The sequence below is a fragment of the Microbispora sp. CA-135349 genome (assembly GCF_050947365.1).
GTDB lineage: Bacteria > Actinomycetota > Actinomycetes > Streptosporangiales > Streptosporangiaceae > Microbispora.
The window spans coordinates 1,673,159-1,687,402 of the sequence record NZ_CP192001.1; the positions used below are offsets into that span (position 1 = coordinate 1,673,159).

The window sequence follows — 14,244 nt, forward strand, 5'->3', positions numbered from 1 at the left end:
ACCTGGGATGATTCTGTGATCGCGTCGGAATCGGGAAATTCGGAATTTCTCCGGAGCCGCTCGGCGGCCATTACTGCCGCCGCCTTCCGACCGAAAAGCGAATGACCGGCGGGTGGCGGGAGCGCGATAATGCGTCGCATGTCTCAGGCGACACTGCGCACCGACCGCATCACACTCGTCCCGCTGTCCGACGAGCACCTGGAACACGAGGTCGAGCTGGACGCCGATCCCGAAGTCATGCGTTACCTCGCCGGCCGGGCACGCAGCCGTGAGGAGGTCGACAACTTTCACCGCCGGCGGCTCGCCGCCGCGGAGCGCGTTGCGGGGCTCGGCTTCTGGGCGGGTTTCATGGACGGGCAGTTCGTCGGCTGGTGGATCCTGCAGCCGCCCGAGCGTCCCGACCAGGGCCCGGTCGAAGGGCAGGCCGAGCTCGGCTACCGGCTCCTGCGCCGCTACTGGCGTCAGGGCCTGGCCAGTGAAGGAGCCCGCGAGCTTCTCCGCCACGGATTCGAAGATCTCGGGCTGACCCGCGTCTTCGCTGAAACCATGGCGGTCAACACCGCTTCCCGTGCCACGATGACCGCGATCGGCATGCGGTACGTCCGCACGTTCCACGCGGACTGGGAAGAACCGCTCCCCGGCAGTGATCTCGGTGAGGTCGAGTACGCGATCACCCGAGAGCAGTGGCTCGCCTCCCGAGCTGCCAAAGCGCGATAGTTGTCGCAATGGAGGCAGAGGTCGGCGGCGTGAGGGTGCATTACGCCGAACACGGAAGCGGACTCCCGGTGGTGGCGTTGCACGGCGCGGGGGTCGACCATCGCGAGATGGCCGGCGCGCTGGAGCCGGTGTTCCGCGACCGGCCCGGTTATCGGCGCGTCTACCCGGACCTGCCGGGAATGGGACGCACTCCGGTGCCGGACTGGTTGCGTGGCTCCGACGACGTCCTCGATCTCCTGCTCGGCCTGATCGACGCCGTCGTCGGCGACGAGGAGTTCGCGGTCGTCGGCCACTCCTTCGGCGGGTATCTCGCCGCGGCCATCGCCGACCGGCGGCCGGCCCAGGTCGCGGGACTGGCGCTGATCTGCCCACTCGGCGAGGAGACGCGCGACGTGCCCCCGCACGCGGTGCTACATGCCTCGGTCGACGTGGCCGATGTGCTGGATCCTGCCGAGCAGGCCCAGTTCCGGGACTATTTCGTGGTGCAGACGCCCGCCACTGTCGAGCGATTCCGGGAGTACGTGGCTCCGGCCCTGCCCCTCGTCGACCGGGATGGCCTGGGGCGGGTGTTCGAACGATGGCGGCTGAGCGACGCTCCCGCGGACACCCCTCCGTACACGGGCCCGGCTCTGATCCTCGCCGGGCGCCAGGACGCCACCGTGGGGTACGCCGGTGCGTGGGAGCTGGTGAAGCGGTATCCGCGCGCCACGTACGCCGTCCTTGACCGCGCCGGCCACGCGCTGCCGCACGAGCAGTCCGGGCTGTTCGCCGCGCTCATCACCGAATGGCTCGACCGGGTGAACGAGCACCGCCCGGCCTGAACGCCGAAGCCATGAGCTAAGTACTTCACGTACTTGACGTACCTGACGGCGGATCGGATACTGAGGGAGAGCGAAGGGGATTGGTATGGGAGTGCATTTCGCCAGCTACACCGAGGCTCGCGCGAAGTTGAAGGAGCTTCTGGACGCGGCGGAGCGAGGCCGCAGCGCGACCGTCAGCCGTGATGACCGGACCGCTGCTGTGGTGGACGGCGAGCGCCTCCGTTACTTCCTCACCCGGGTGTGCCCATCCCATGCGCAAGTGGTGCCCGAGGATGGCGGATGGTCGGTGTTCATTCCGGGATTGCCGGTCGCTGCCGACGGGCGGACGTTCGACGAGGCCATCGACGAGATGATCGACGCCCTCCGGGAGTACGCCGAGGACTGGCAGGACCACCTGTTGAACGCGGCCAACCACAGGGACAACTGGGGTCTCGTGCAGATGATCTGCCTGAGCAGCGACGACCAGCTACGGGAGTGGCTGACCGGAGTAGCTCCATGACGTGGCCCCAGCCGACCCGAGAGGATCACGAGCGCTTCTGCAAGGCCGAGGGCTGGCGGCGAATCCGGGACGCCAGGGGACGGACGGGCACCCATCACGTCACGTATGAGCTCGACCTTCCTGCGGGCGGCATCCTGCGGACGCGAATCTCACATCCGCCTGACCGTACGACCTATGGGCCCAGCCTTTGGGCTCATATCCTGCGGGACCAGCTCCAGGTCTCCGAGGAGGAGTTCTGGGGCTGTGTCCGAGACGGGGTCGTGCCCGACAGGGGCGGCTCTCAGATACCACCGAAGGCGCTTCCCGCGGATCTCGTGCACCTCCTCATTCACCGGGTGGGGCTTACCGACGCCGAGGTCGCGGGGATGTCGAAGGACCAGGCTCTTGCACGACTCCAACTCTTCTGGTCGGAAGGCTCGTAGCCCGATCAGGAGACGGGACGGCGGCGGTCGCCGTCCGCTCACGGATTGAGCGGGTACGGATCGCTGCGCAGCCTGCTGTACATCCAGCCGTCACGCCACTGACCGGCACGGAACTCCACCGCGCGCAGGACGCCCTCCAGCGTGAAGCCGGCCTTCTCCAGCGACTTCTGCTCCGCGATGTTCTCCGGATGGGTGGCCGCCTCGATGCGCTCGACAGGGGTGTGAGTGAACAGGTAGTCGCACAGCATCGCCTGAGCGCGCCAGCCGATTCCACGCCCGCGCCAGTCCGGAAGCAGGCCGATCCCTATCTCCCAGTAGCGGGAAACGCCGAAGCCTCGCGCCGACCAGCTCACCAGGCCGCCCAGTCGAGGCCGATCAATCCCGGCTCCGTGACGAACCGTCGGAACATGACGAGGTCGTCCTCTGTCACCGGCCGTAGTCGTACCTCAAGTGCGCTCACCGTGCCGCCTCCCGTCGATGCTCTTCGACACTAGCGCGAAGATCATCATCCGGTGACGGCGCGGAGGGAGCCGGGGTGACGGCCGGTGAGACGGTCGAGCCTGGCGGCGGTGACGTCGTCCGCGGGGAGATAGACGATCAGGAGTTCGCTGTCGTCGCCGGACAGGCCGAGGGTCTCGTAGGCCAGCCGTAGTTCGCCCGCCTCCGGATGCGCGAGCCGTTCGAGTCCGGTACGCCTGGACGGGCCGGGCGGAGACGTCAGCCGGTCGGTGAAGGGAGCGCCGACGGCGAGGGTCAGTTCGTCGACGAGATGCGCGATGTGCGGATCCTCGCGGGAGACGCCCAGTTTCAGCCCGGCGAGCCGCTCGTCGGCCACGCGGTCCCACTCCGGATAGGCGGCTCTGGCCCGGGGATCGGCGAAGACGTACCGCACCAGGTTGGCCGGCCGGATGTCCAACACCCCGATGGGACCGGCGAGCCGTTCGTAGCCGTTCGTGTGAGCGAGCACATCACCGAGCCGGTTGATCACTAACGCCGGGGCGGGCTCGAGCCGGTCGAGCAGTGCCCGGATGGTGGGACGGACCGACTGCGTGGGCGGTCCCTGGCACGGGCCGACGAGCCGACCGGCGCCGTCGGCCGCCTTGAAGTGGTGGAGCAGATGGAGGCGGTCGTCGGCGGACAGGCGCAACGCGTCGGCGAGGGCGGCGAGCACGGGCACCGAGGGGTGACGGTCACGCCCCTGCTCCAGCCGGGTGAGGTATTCGACGCTGATCCCGGCGAGCGTGGCCAGTTCGGAACGGCGAAGGCCGGGGGTGCGGCGCCGTCCGCCGCCGGGCAGCCCGACCTCGGCGGGGGTGACGGCCTCGCGGCGGGCCCGCAGGAACTCGCCCAAAGTGTTGTCGCTCACGGTTCGCAGGCTACCGAGCGGCCTCGTTCCCGATCGTGGCCCTGCGGGGGCCAGTCTCGGCCCGGTCTCCCTGCAGCGGTCCCCGTCGCCGGATTCTCGGTCCTGTTCGCGGTTTTACTGATTCGAGGAGCGTCGACATGGATCTGGGACTCACCGGCCGTACGGTCATCGTGACGGGGGCCTCCGGCGGCATCGGCCGCGAGATCGCCCGTGGCTTCGCCGCCGAAGGGGCCGACGTGGTGCTCACCTATCACCAGGCCCATGCGGGCGCGGAGCTGCTCGCCAAGGAAATCGACGGACGCTCGCTCGTCGCGCCGTACGCGCTGGACGACGAAGGATCGGCCCGCGGCCTGGTCGAGACCGTGCTGGAGTGGTCCGGCCGGATCGACGTGCTGGTCAACAACGCCGTGCACTGGGGCGCCGCCGAGCCGGAGCCGAATCTCCCCTTCGAGGCGGTGCCGGACGAGAGGTGGCAGAAGGTCGTCCGGGCCAACGTCGAGGGCGCGCTGCGGCTCAGCCGGGCGGTCGTGCCGTCCATGCGGGAGCGCCGATGGGGCCGGATGGTGCACGTCTCGTCGAGCGTCGCGGTCGACGGCATGCCCGGTGGGGAGTACTACGGCGCGGCCAAGGCGGCACTGCACGGTTTCAGCAGGTCCGTCGCGTTCGGGCTCGGGAAAGACGGAGACATCCTGTCCAACGTCGTCATGCCCGGCTTCACCAGGACCGAGACCAACGTCGCGATGGCCGAGCAGTGGGGCGGGCACTACAGCGCGCGGGCACCGATCGGCCGCCTGCTCGACGCGGCCGAGGTCGCGAACGCCGTCGTCTACCTGGGCTCGACCGCCAACACCGGCATCACCGGCCAGGCCATCAAGGTGACCGGCGGGGTCTGACCGGGAGCTCGAGCCTGCGCCGTCCATGCGCGCCGACCGCGAGGATCGCGACTACGGGAGCAGGCGGACGAGGCCGTCCTCCAGGTAGGCGGTCCGGCCGGCGTCCGCCGCCGAGATCGCCGCGTTCATCCTCCGTGCCAAGCCGGGCGGCAAGAACGTGTCGAGGTCGGTGGGAGGAACGAATACATGGTCGTCGAGCTCCTCGGGCGGCAGGCGGACCACCGCGATTTGAGAGTCGGTGAGCACGCCCGCGTCGAAGACGAACATCAGCCCGGCCTCCCACGGCGGTGCCGGTGGCACCCAGTCGACGCATGCCAGCTGAACCACCGGCGGCGCGATGCCCAGCTCCTCCTGCAATTCACGGAGCACGGCAGTGACGGGAGACTCCCCGGCCTCGACGATCCCGCCGGGGATCTCCCAGTCGTCCTTGTAGACCGGGTGCACGAGCAGCACCCGCCCCTCCTGGTCTCGAAGCAATGCGCCCGCCCCGGCGCGCAGGCGCGGTACGGAGGCGACGTAGGCCAGGAATGACGCAGAGTCGCTCATGACGCTCCGACACTATGAGGGCTCACCGAACCGTGACGCGATGGTGGGCCTGCCGGACGCTCTCAGTCGAGGGGATGCGCCCTCAGGTACTCGACCGCATCTTCGTTCGTGGCGAGCCACTGGTCGCAGGCGCCCCACTCCTTGCGGTCCGTGCCCGCGTCGGAGAGGGCGACGTAGGCGACGGCCGGCCGGTGACAGGAGCTCTTGCCATGCGCGCTGCACTTGCCCTGCGCACCATCCGTGGAGGGATTCCGGAACAGACGTGCGTCCCACCGCTGGATGTCGATGATTTTCGATGTCATTCGCGGCATGTCGATCAGTCTGATCATTCCGCCGGTGACGAGCAAGGGTTTCCTGAGGAGATCAGGACGCGGGGCAGCGGTAGGCGGCGTGGCGGTTGGGGGAGCAGCAGACCACGCCGCACGTGAGGAACCGGCCGCCGGTCAGCCAGATGCCCCACTGCACGTCCACGCCGTTGTAGAGCGCCTCGCGGGCGGTCTCCAGCCGGAAGTCCAGCCCGAGCCGTGCCTCGTCGGCCGGGCGGAGGAAGGTTCTGTGCGTCGCCCGGTAGTGCTCGGCCAGCCAGGCGAGCGCGTCGTCCGGTGCGGCAGGGGAGGCGTCGATCCGGCGGGCCGGCTTCAGCAGCCAGTCGCAGGTACGCATCGGCGGCAGCGGGGAACTCGTGAACGGCCCGGGGTCGGCGGGCGGCAGCGGCGGCCGTCGCTCGGCCTCGTTGCGCAGGTCTGCCCCGATGCCGCTCCACAGGTAGCAGTGCAGGTGCATGGCGCTCCGTACAGTGGGGTGGCCCCTGCCTGCTAGCACCGGGCAGGGGCCACCGTGCTCCTACAGTGTGGTCAGGCCGGCCGCGCGAAGCTCGGCACCGCTGAACCGGAGAGTCCCGGCATCCGGGTTCTTGCTGTCACGCAGGGCGAAGGCGTCGGCCTCGCCCGGAATCGGGGCCAGCTCGACGCAGGACTCCACGTCTTCTTCCTGCTGGTTGCCGCCACACAGCCGCCGGAAGCGCACTCCGGCGAGGTCGTGGTCGTACAGGTCCATCGCGTTCCTTTCCTGTTGGTGGTCCCGCTCGGACGGGTTGCCGTGCGGGTGTCTTGTGGGGTTCAGCGGGCGGGCGGCTTCATCGGGCTGGGTTTCATTTGGCCGGGCTTCATTGGGCTGGGCTTTATCGGGCGCGACCGAGCAGCAGGTCAAGCCACATCCGGAGCACCCGTGCGTCCGGCAGCCGCTCGGTCTCTCTGATCTCCGGTTTGTTGCCACTCCGGTCCGTCCGGCGGACGAACAGCAGCCCGCCTGACGCGCAGAGTTCGTACGCCAGTGGCGAGCAGTGGTCGCAGGTGTGGGCGACGACCCGGGCTCGAACAGTGCGCCTGGTCTCGCGCATCCATCGGATCACGACATGCCCCGGCTGCTCGGGCGCTACATGCACCCCGGGACAGTCGGACTCGGCCTGAGCCGCAGCCTCCAGCGCCCGGACGGCGGACGATCGGAGGGTGTTCACCGGGGAGACAACCCGGCGGCGAGCTCCTCCTGGTGGCGGAGCTGTGCAATGAGTTGTTCCGCGTCGTCGCCGTCGACCGTGTGGCTCAACCCGTGATCCAACTGCACGTCGGTGAGCCGCTGATTGCGCGTGGCCCAGAGGCGATCCGCTGAGCTCCGCCAGATCGTCCAGGTGGGGAACGCCGCCTGTAGGTCCTCAAAGGTTGTCGTCGTGGGCATGGCGCCAGCGTGACTCATCGTGTCTGGGCATTCACACCGCGTTCTCGGGACGTGCGGGACGTTTCGCGTTACCGTCTGAATACGTCCTCAAGGTCCTCCCGATACGGGGTTGCCGATGACCAATCACTCTCTACGCCAAGCCATGTGTAGTGCGAGACTTACCGAAAGGGACCTCGCGTTGCGATGCGAGGTGGACGTGAAGACGGTGTCCCGCTGGCTGACTGACGAGGCACGTGTACCGCACCCCCGTCATCGGTGGGCCGCTGCCGCAGCGTTGGGAGTGGATGAGTCCGTGTTATGGCCCGAGGCAATACGCAACACGGTTAAGACCGGACCTGACCGAGAGGTCTTGTCGGTCTACCCTTACCGGTCCGCCTGTCCCAAGAGCGTATGGCGATCGCTCATCACTGAAGCTAAGTCGAACATCACCCTGGCTGGATACACGAACTACTTTCTCTGGCTTGAGCACCCCAATCTCGCCAAGGTGCTCAAGCACAAAGCTGAGCAGGGATGCCGCATTCGTTTCCTGATCGGGGACCCCGACAGCGAGGTAACCCGCCGACGTGAGGAGATTGAAGGCGTCCCGCTCACGGTGTCCACTCGGATCCGAATCACGCTGGCCGAGCTCGACCAACTCAAGGACGTGCCGGGCATCGAGGCGCGGTTCGGGGACGAGCACATCGCCATGTCGGTGTTCCAGTTCGATGACGAGATGCTGGTCACCCCGCACTTGGCCAAGCTGGTCGGCCACGACTCGCCGCTCCTGCACCTAAAGCGCCACCAAGACGATGGCCTCTACGACCGCTTCGCCTATCACGCGGACGAGTTGTGGTCAGTTGGCCGCGACATCTGGTCGGATTAAATAGCGGGATGACAAACAATTGCCTTCGGTCCTGCATCGGCCGATATCGTCGCTCGCTTCGCCTGACCCTATGGGCTAAGGAATAGAGTAATCCCACAGTCGCTGCCCGAGGAAGCGATTGCCGCTCACCTGAGGGAGCTACCAGGGTGGGAATGTCAGGATGACACTTTCGCCTGACGTTTACGAGCATGTATCGCACGAGCGTCCACACGACGATGCGTGTAGCCGCCAACGCGCGGGAGGTCGCTCACCACCTCCTTGTCTGGCAGCAGTCCGTCTCGTGGTCAACACACGACGCGAAAACCTGGCAACTGTTGAGAACTTCGAGCTCAGTCGCCGCATTACGCACGCCTTGCTGGGGATATATCTGTCGCCCAGATGTGATGCGTACAACCTCGTCGAGTGTGATATGGGGAATTGGGTTATGTAGTCCTTATTGGAATGAAGTATTGCCATAGCGAGAGGGGGTGGCAATCAATTTAATTCTTGCTCCAGTGGTCCCGATGGTAAGCAACGTGCCTCAGATCAATATTATGGTCCTTATGTACGTGAAGTTGACTAGCTGCTTGGCCAGTCAGGGCGTCAATAACCCTTAAGTCGTCCGTAAGATATAGTGCTCCATTGTCGAAACGTACATGATCGTTTGGGCACAGGCAGAGGACATTTTCTGGCACATCGGGGCCATGATGAGGCTTCCCTAAGGCTCGGATGTGAGCGCCTTCACTGTAGAGTCCTCCAGTCACCTCTATGGCAAGTCCGCAGATTTGGCACTTATGGGAGTACCAGGACTTAACGATATGCGCGACCATGCTGTTTCGGACGATGCGTTGTATGACTGAGGTGACAACTTGTGTGGGCTTGTTGGCCCCCTGACTGGTGAGCTTAGGACTAGAGTCTTCCGGCGTTGATATTTCGTCGTCCTGTAGCTTGATGAGACGGAATTGCCAGACGCGAAAGCCGTCCACCCCCAACTTCGACCAGTGGTCTTCTACTCGATAGAGGCCGTCGTATCGATAGCCGGAAATTGGTGCGTACGGCGACTGTTGATGCTTCTTTTTATGGCGTCCTCGTATTACGCGTACTGGAAACCCCTCTAGCTGGCTGCGAACGAGGGCGGCATTTCCCCAGTCAGTTATTTTTTGGTCGCGAACCTGGCGCTCTGAACTCTGGTCGCGCCCTCCGTGTCCGGTATAAACGATGACATCTCCATAATCCGCGTCATCTATATATCCACCGGATACTACGATGGCGTCTGCGCCTGTTTTGGCGGTACCTGATATACCTGCCATATTCTGCGAATGTAGACCTGCAGCCTGAAGTTCTGCTCTCCTGCGGAACGAAGAACCTTCAGGGTATCCCGGGATATGTCCGAACTGGATGCCCATGTCGCAACATCATGGCATATCGGACAATGTCGGATAGGATTGTCCTCCAATTCGTTACGGTTGTGGGTCGGACAGAGTCGCTGTCGCCCTCGCCCGCTGGTTGGCGGGTATCGAGGGGCCCGGCCGGGTCGGGGGGTGCCCGACCCGGCCGGGGAGGGGTCAGAGCTCGGAGACCCAGTACGGTTCCACGTCCATCCAGCCGTTCCCTCTCGCGCCGTTCAGACGGCCGCGGCTGGAGGTGGACAGCGTGTACCAGGAGTCCACATAGTCGGGGTCGTCGGTCCACCAGGAGGTGGGGATGGCGGAGATGATCGGGTCGACCAGCGGGATGTAGGTGCCGGCGTCGGCGATGGTCAGCAGCGCGGTGATGATCGCCTGGGCGAGTTGCTGATAGTTGGTGTCGCCGTCGTCCTCCATCATCACGACGTCGGCAAGGTTGTACTTGTAGCCGTTGAAGTGGACCAAGAGCTGGTTGGGGGAGTAGGTCGTGCCGTCGTGATCCAGGTAGGGCATCTGGACGATGGTGACGGTCGCCTTACCATCCAGGCCGAAACCCCCGACGATGCTGTAGATCTCAGCGGCCCCCTTGATCCATGGCTCCTCGTCGTCCGACAGGCGGACTGCGCCGATCTTGGTGGCCCAGTATCCGCCTGACGACTGGACGCTCGCGAGCGGCTTGGCCTCGGAGACTCCGCTGTGGGACAGGGTCTTGCGCATGAGGTCGATCCCCTTGGGTAACGCCTTGGCCACGTCGACCTCGACCACCAGCACCGGCCGCGTGGGCGCCACGGCGGGGTCGAGGGTCACCTTCCCGCCGAGCGGGTCGTACGCGGTGATCGAGGCGACCTCGTCGTCCGTGGGCGCCGCCGCTACCAGCGGCACCTCACCGCGGGTCAGTCCGGCGCGCATCGCGTCGGTGGCGACGCGCAGCTGTAGGAGTGAGCCGCTGTTCGAGGGGAGACCCTTGGCGGCGAGCACGGCCTGGTTGGCCGTGAGGGCGGCCCGGGCGAGGTCCGTGTTCGCGGTGAGCGCCAGCAGGTCCGCGGGCGCCGAGGCGGTGGCCGACACGGCGCGGTCGCGGACCTCCCGGTCGGCCAGGGCGCTTGCGACCTGTGCGGCGAGACGGTCGGTGGCGGCGGCCACCGTGCCGCGGGCGGCGGGAGACGAGGAGGCGGGCGCCGGATCGGGGGGAGAGGCCAGGGCCGTTCCGCTGGACAGGGCCAGCGCGGCCGCCATGGCGATGGCGGCAGTGAGGACTCGGGTCACGAGTCTTCTCCTTCGGTCAGGGTTCCGGCCGGAAGGGGTGAGGGCCGGAGCAGGGAGACAGTTGGAGAGTGACAAGTGATGACAACTCGTGAAATGTGGAAACTTGCCGATGACAGTGCCGCCATTCAGTGCGGCTTCACGCTTTTCTGACTCGATTCGTCAAACGATGATGGTACGAATCTGAACGTCTGCCCGCAGGCGACAGCGTCGTGCGGATCCCCCGCCAAGCTTCGATCGCGGATCAGCGCGACGTACGCGCTCCCCGAGATTCGGGTGACACGCGGCCGACTCGGCCATCACCACCCAAGCCCCACCTTTCGGCGCCGTCAGTGGCTCGGAGCGTGGTGCCCATCTCCCGGCAGTGACGCCGGAATCTACCTCTTCACTAGGGCGCTTGAGCGATCGCTCAAATCGGCCTACTCTCGGTTTTGAGCGAACGCTCAAGACGTGGGAGATGCGTATGGCGCGGTTCGTGTACGTGGAGTGCCTGATCAAGGCGGACATCGAGGAGCTGTGGCGGCGGACGCAGCGGCCTGAGCTGCATCAGCGGTGGGATCTGCGGTTCACGGAGATCGACTACCTGCCGCGGGCCAACGGCGAGCCGCAGCGGTTCCGGTACGCCTTCCGGCTCCTGCCCGGCCTTGTCATCACCGGCGCCGGCGTCACGGCGGGGGACCGCCACGACACCGACGACAGGACGTCGGCGCTGCGCTTCTCCTCCGATCACCCGCTCTCGCTGATCCGCTCCGGCTCCGGCTACTGGCGGTACGTCCAGGCCCCCGACGGCGTCCGCTTCATCACCCGGTACGGCTATCGCCCCGGCTGGGGCAAGGCCGTCGACCTCGTGTTCCGGCCGCTCATCGGCTGGGCGACGGCCTGGTCCTTCGACCGGCTCCGCCTGTGGCTGGAGACAGGCCAGACGCCCGAGCGCTCCCTGTGGCAGGCCCTCGCCGAGCTCTGCCTGCGCACCCTCACGACCGCCATCGCCGTCACCACCACCCCGACTGCCGTCGCCTGCCTGATAGGAGCGGCGGCGATCCTCCTGCCGCCGCTTCCGTCGACCCCGGCGGCCCGGCGCTGCCTGCGCCGCGCGCCACACCAAGGCAAGGCCGCCGCACTCGCTCACCTGGAGACACCATGACCTCGATGTTCGAACGCGCCCTTGGCGCCGACTTCGCCCGGCTGCACCCGCAACTGCAGCGCCGCTTCGGCGTCAGCGTCAGCGGCGGGCAGGCCTGCGTGGGCACGGGGGTGATGGAGCAGATCTGGCACGCCGGATTCACCCGGCCGTTCCTGGCCCTCGGCGGCACCCGCAACATCCTGGTCCCCGAGCAGGGCCGGCAGGTGCCGTTCACCATCGAGAACTACCCGTACGTCGACTCCTATGGGCGGGAAACCGTCACGTTCGTGCGCACCTTCGATCTGCCCGGCCGTCCCAGGCGGTTCGACGCCACGATGGTGTACGACCCCGCCAAAGGCATCGTCGACTACCTGGGCTCGCACCAGCATCTGGCCGTTGACCTGAGCTTCCAGGTGGACGAGTTCGGCGGCCTCGTCATCCGCTCCGAAGGGTTCCGCTTCCACGAGGGCCGGCTCTCGTGCGGCCTCCCGAAGGCCATCACGGGAACGGCCGTCGTCAGGGAGTCATACGACGACGACGCGGAGGAGTTCCGCGTCGGCGTGACGGTCTCGCACCCCAGGCTGGGCCCCATGTTCGGCTACTGGGGCGCCTTCCGGGCCCGCTACGTCGACGTCACCGAGCAGGGCGTGCCCGCCGTCGTCAGGCCGCGGCGCGAAGAGGCACGCCTGTGAGATCACCAAACGCCGTTCTGAGCCCGCCCGACGGCAATCAGCTGACCGAACTGGAGACGCCATGACCTCGATCTTCAAGCGTGCCCTCGGCGGCGACTTCTCCCGGATGCACCCGCGACTACAGCGTCGCTATGACGTGAGCGTCACCGACGGCCGGGCCTGCGTCGGCACGGGGGTGATGACGCACGTCTGGCACGCGGGCTTCACCCGGCCGTTCCTCCTGCTCGGCGCGCAGCGCAACATCCTGGTTCCCGAGCAGGGCCGGCAGGTGCCGTTCACCATCGAGAACTATCCGTACGTCGACTCCTACGGGCGGGAGGCCGTGACCTTCGTCCGCTCCTTCGACCTGGGCCGCCGAAGACGGTTCGACGCCACGATGGTGTACGACCCCATTCGAAACGGCATCCTCGAGTACGTCGGGTCGCACCAGCACGTGTCCGTCGACCTGGATCTCCAGGTGGACGAGCGTGGCGGGCTGACCTTCCGCACCGGCGGCTTCCGGCTGCACGAGAGGTGGCTCTCCTGCCGGCTGCCGAAAGCCGTCACCGGAAGCGCCCTGGTCCGGGAGTCGTACGACGACGAGGCGGGGGAGTTCCGCATCGAGGTGACGGTTTCCCACTCCAAGTTGGGCCCGTTCTTCGGCTACCGAGGCGCCTTCCAGGTCGAGTACGTCGACATCGCCGAGCACGGCGTGCCCGCTACGGTGAGGCCGCGGCGCGAAGAGGTACGCCGCTGAGAGGGGAGACGATGGGCGACACCCGGACGAGGCTGCTCGAAGGCGCGCTGGAGACGCTGCGCACTCAGGGCATCGCGAAGGCCTCGGCGCGGGCGATCGCCTCCGCCGCCGGGGTCAACCAGGCGCTCGTCTTCTACCACTTCGGCAGCGTCGACGAGCTCCTCGCGGCGGCCATGCGGCACGGCTCCGAGCAGCGGGTCGCCGTCTACCGGGACCGGTTCGCGTCCGTGACCTCTCTGAAGGAGCTGCTCGATCTCGGCCGTTCCCTGCACACCGAGGAGCGCGCCGAGGGGAACCTGACGGTGCTCGCCCAGATGCTCGCCGGGAGCCAGACGGACGAACGGCTCGCGCCCGCGACCGCCGGGGGGCTCGCCCTGTGGGTCGCCGAGGTCGAGGAGGTTCTCAATCGAGTGCTGACCGGCACCCCCCTCGCGGAGTTCGTGGACGTCGCCGGACTGGCCCGCGCCACCGCGGCCGCCTTCGTTGGCCTCGAACTGTACGAGGGCGTCGACCGCGACGGTGCGGAGCGCGCGTTCGACAGCCTGGAGCAGCTCGCCGGTCTGGTCGCGCTGCTGGAGGACATGGGCCCGCTCGTACGGCGCACCGTCCGCAGCCGCCTCCGCAAGGCCAACTCCGGCTGATCGCGTCTCGCATCGCGCGTGCTCATAACGCCGTCTCGGACCGATCACCGCACTGCCGGCTACGGCTGCGGCCAGAATTGCAGTTTGAGCAGAGTGAAGTCGACGATTTCCGGCGTGAACTCTTCGTGGCCGAGGGATTTGCGGTGGACTCTGACCTGCCAGACGCTGTCCGGCCGGCCGAGGTCGAACTCCGCGCCGTAGGAGGCATCGCCGGAATGAACACTCACGGCGAACACCTTCCCGGAGGTGAACCGGACGCTCCCGGACCAGGACCTGTCCCAGGAGTCCAGGGGAGGAGGCGGCCCATCCCAGAGCTCGTATCTGATGAGACACCTTTCGCTGCCCTCATCGATCGCGATGCCGTTGTCGCCTGTGGCGACCCATCCGGCATTGTCGATCTCGTACAGCTCCCACTCCGCGTCGACGTCCGCGATGCCGGTCAGATATTTCAATATCTCGCGCCAATCGAGCAGTTCGCGGATTATTTCTGCCACGGCTTTCCTCGCCTCTCCTCGTGTGGGAAGTGGGACCTGTCCATGTCGGG

General features: G+C 66.8%; 20 protein-coding genes. 9 read left to right on the forward strand and 11 right to left on the reverse strand.

Features of this window, described 5'->3' with window-relative positions; genetic code table 11:
- The first annotated feature begins 138 nt into the window (after positions 1–138).
- The 3 genes from ACQPZZ_RS08145 to ACQPZZ_RS08155 all read left to right on the forward strand — a co-directional run bounded on the left by ACQPZZ_RS08145 (position 139) and on the right by ACQPZZ_RS08155 (position 2,037).
- Positions 139–717, forward strand: coding sequence for a GNAT family N-acetyltransferase (locus ACQPZZ_RS08145; RefSeq protein ID WP_432930373.1), 579 nt, complete (start codon positions 139–141; stop codon positions 715–717).
- Positions 718–725: 8 nt separating this feature from the next.
- Positions 726–1,538 (forward strand): alpha/beta fold hydrolase, encoded by an 813-nt coding sequence (locus ACQPZZ_RS08150; RefSeq protein ID WP_432930375.1) that lies wholly within the window; start codon positions 726–728, stop codon positions 1,536–1,538.
- Between the two features lie 85 nt (positions 1,539–1,623).
- Positions 1,624–2,037 carry a prevent-host-death protein gene (locus tag ACQPZZ_RS08155; protein WP_363645986.1) on the forward strand — a complete coding sequence of 138 codons (414 nt, stop codon included), beginning with the start codon at positions 1,624–1,626 and terminating at the stop codon, positions 2,035–2,037.
- 460 nt (positions 2,038–2,497) lie between these two features.
- Here ACQPZZ_RS08155 and ACQPZZ_RS08160 read toward each other — a convergent pair whose 3' ends face one another.
- Together ACQPZZ_RS08160 and ACQPZZ_RS08165 are read right to left on the reverse strand one after the other, a co-directional pair.
- Positions 2,498–2,812 carry a GNAT family N-acetyltransferase gene (locus tag ACQPZZ_RS08160; RefSeq protein WP_432930377.1) on the reverse strand — a complete coding sequence of 105 codons (315 nt, stop codon included), beginning with the start codon at positions 2,810–2,812 and terminating at the stop codon, positions 2,498–2,500.
- 152 nt (positions 2,813–2,964) lie between these two features.
- Positions 2,965–3,825, reverse strand: coding sequence for a helix-turn-helix domain-containing protein (locus tag ACQPZZ_RS08165; RefSeq protein WP_432930379.1), 861 nt, complete (start codon positions 3,823–3,825; stop codon positions 2,965–2,967).
- 137 nt (positions 3,826–3,962) lie between these two features.
- On the opposite strand from ACQPZZ_RS08165, the gene ACQPZZ_RS08170 reads away from it, so the two are divergent.
- Positions 3,963–4,718, forward strand: a complete 756-nt coding sequence (locus ACQPZZ_RS08170) for an SDR family NAD(P)-dependent oxidoreductase (protein ID WP_432930381.1) — start codon at positions 3,963–3,965, stop codon at positions 4,716–4,718.
- A gap of 51 nt (positions 4,719–4,769) precedes the next feature.
- On the opposite strand, the gene ACQPZZ_RS08175 is transcribed toward ACQPZZ_RS08170, so the two are convergent.
- The 6 genes from ACQPZZ_RS08175 to ACQPZZ_RS08200 all read right to left on the reverse strand — a co-directional run bounded on the left by ACQPZZ_RS08175 (position 4,770) and on the right by ACQPZZ_RS08200 (position 6,998).
- Positions 4,770–5,264, reverse strand: a complete 495-nt coding sequence (locus ACQPZZ_RS08175) for an NUDIX domain-containing protein (RefSeq protein ID WP_432930383.1) — start codon at positions 5,262–5,264, stop codon at positions 4,770–4,772.
- 62 nt (positions 5,265–5,326) lie between these two features.
- The gene (locus ACQPZZ_RS08180; RefSeq protein ID WP_432930385.1) at positions 5,327–5,611 is read right to left on the reverse strand and encodes a hypothetical protein; all 285 of its coding nucleotides are present in this window, start codon (positions 5,609–5,611) and stop codon (positions 5,327–5,329) included.
- Positions 5,612–5,627: 16 nt separating this feature from the next.
- A complete protein-coding gene (locus tag ACQPZZ_RS08185; RefSeq protein WP_432930387.1) occupies positions 5,628–6,047 on the reverse strand; it encodes a hypothetical protein in 420 nt (139 codons plus the stop codon).
- A gap of 60 nt (positions 6,048–6,107) precedes the next feature.
- Positions 6,108–6,320, reverse strand: a complete 213-nt coding sequence (locus ACQPZZ_RS08190) for a DUF397 domain-containing protein (RefSeq protein ID WP_432930389.1) — start codon at positions 6,318–6,320, stop codon at positions 6,108–6,110.
- 124 nt (positions 6,321–6,444) lie between these two features.
- Positions 6,445–6,663: a hypothetical protein gene (locus tag ACQPZZ_RS08195; protein ID WP_432930391.1), complete on the reverse strand. Its 219-nt coding sequence runs from the start codon at positions 6,661–6,663 to the stop codon at positions 6,445–6,447.
- A gap of 113 nt (positions 6,664–6,776) precedes the next feature.
- Positions 6,777–6,998, reverse strand: a complete 222-nt coding sequence (locus ACQPZZ_RS08200) for a hypothetical protein (RefSeq protein WP_432930393.1) — start codon at positions 6,996–6,998, stop codon at positions 6,777–6,779.
- A gap of 196 nt (positions 6,999–7,194) precedes the next feature.
- Here ACQPZZ_RS08200 and ACQPZZ_RS08205 point away from each other — a divergent pair, with 196 nt between their 5' ends.
- Positions 7,195–7,860, forward strand: coding sequence for a hypothetical protein (locus ACQPZZ_RS08205; RefSeq protein ID WP_432930395.1), 666 nt, complete (start codon positions 7,195–7,197; stop codon positions 7,858–7,860).
- A gap of 479 nt (positions 7,861–8,339) precedes the next feature.
- Here ACQPZZ_RS08205 and ACQPZZ_RS08210 read toward each other — a convergent pair whose 3' ends face one another.
- Positions 8,340–9,245, reverse strand: coding sequence for a YDG/SRA domain-containing protein (locus ACQPZZ_RS08210; protein WP_432930397.1), 906 nt, complete (start codon positions 9,243–9,245; stop codon positions 8,340–8,342).
- Positions 9,246–9,404: 159 nt separating this feature from the next.
- Positions 9,405–10,511: a DUF3103 family protein gene (locus ACQPZZ_RS08215; RefSeq protein ID WP_432930399.1), complete on the reverse strand. Its 1,107-nt coding sequence runs from the start codon at positions 10,509–10,511 to the stop codon at positions 9,405–9,407.
- Positions 10,512–10,971: 460 nt separating this feature from the next.
- Here ACQPZZ_RS08215 and ACQPZZ_RS08220 point away from each other — a divergent pair, with 460 nt between their 5' ends.
- The 4 genes from ACQPZZ_RS08220 to ACQPZZ_RS08235 all read left to right on the forward strand — a co-directional run bounded on the left by ACQPZZ_RS08220 (position 10,972) and on the right by ACQPZZ_RS08235 (position 13,700).
- Positions 10,972–11,652, forward strand: a complete 681-nt coding sequence (locus tag ACQPZZ_RS08220; protein ID WP_432930401.1) for a hypothetical protein — start codon at positions 10,972–10,974, stop codon at positions 11,650–11,652.
- Entirely contained in the window at positions 11,649–12,323 is a 675-nt protein-coding gene (locus ACQPZZ_RS08225; protein WP_432930403.1) for a DUF4166 domain-containing protein, read from the forward strand. The genes ACQPZZ_RS08220 and ACQPZZ_RS08225 overlap by 4 nt, the downstream gene beginning before the upstream one ends.
- Positions 12,324–12,384: 61 nt before the next feature.
- Positions 12,385–13,059: a DUF4166 domain-containing protein gene (locus ACQPZZ_RS08230; RefSeq protein WP_432930405.1), complete on the forward strand. Its 675-nt coding sequence runs from the start codon at positions 12,385–12,387 to the stop codon at positions 13,057–13,059.
- Between the two features lie 11 nt (positions 13,060–13,070).
- The gene (locus tag ACQPZZ_RS08235) at positions 13,071–13,700 is read left to right on the forward strand and encodes a TetR family transcriptional regulator (protein WP_432930407.1); all 630 of its coding nucleotides are present in this window, start codon (positions 13,071–13,073) and stop codon (positions 13,698–13,700) included.
- A gap of 59 nt (positions 13,701–13,759) precedes the next feature.
- On the opposite strand, the gene ACQPZZ_RS08240 is transcribed toward ACQPZZ_RS08235, so the two are convergent.
- A complete protein-coding gene (locus tag ACQPZZ_RS08240) occupies positions 13,760–14,194 on the reverse strand; it encodes a hypothetical protein (RefSeq protein ID WP_432930409.1) in 435 nt (144 codons plus the stop codon).
- Between the last annotated feature and the right edge of the window lie 50 nt (positions 14,195–14,244).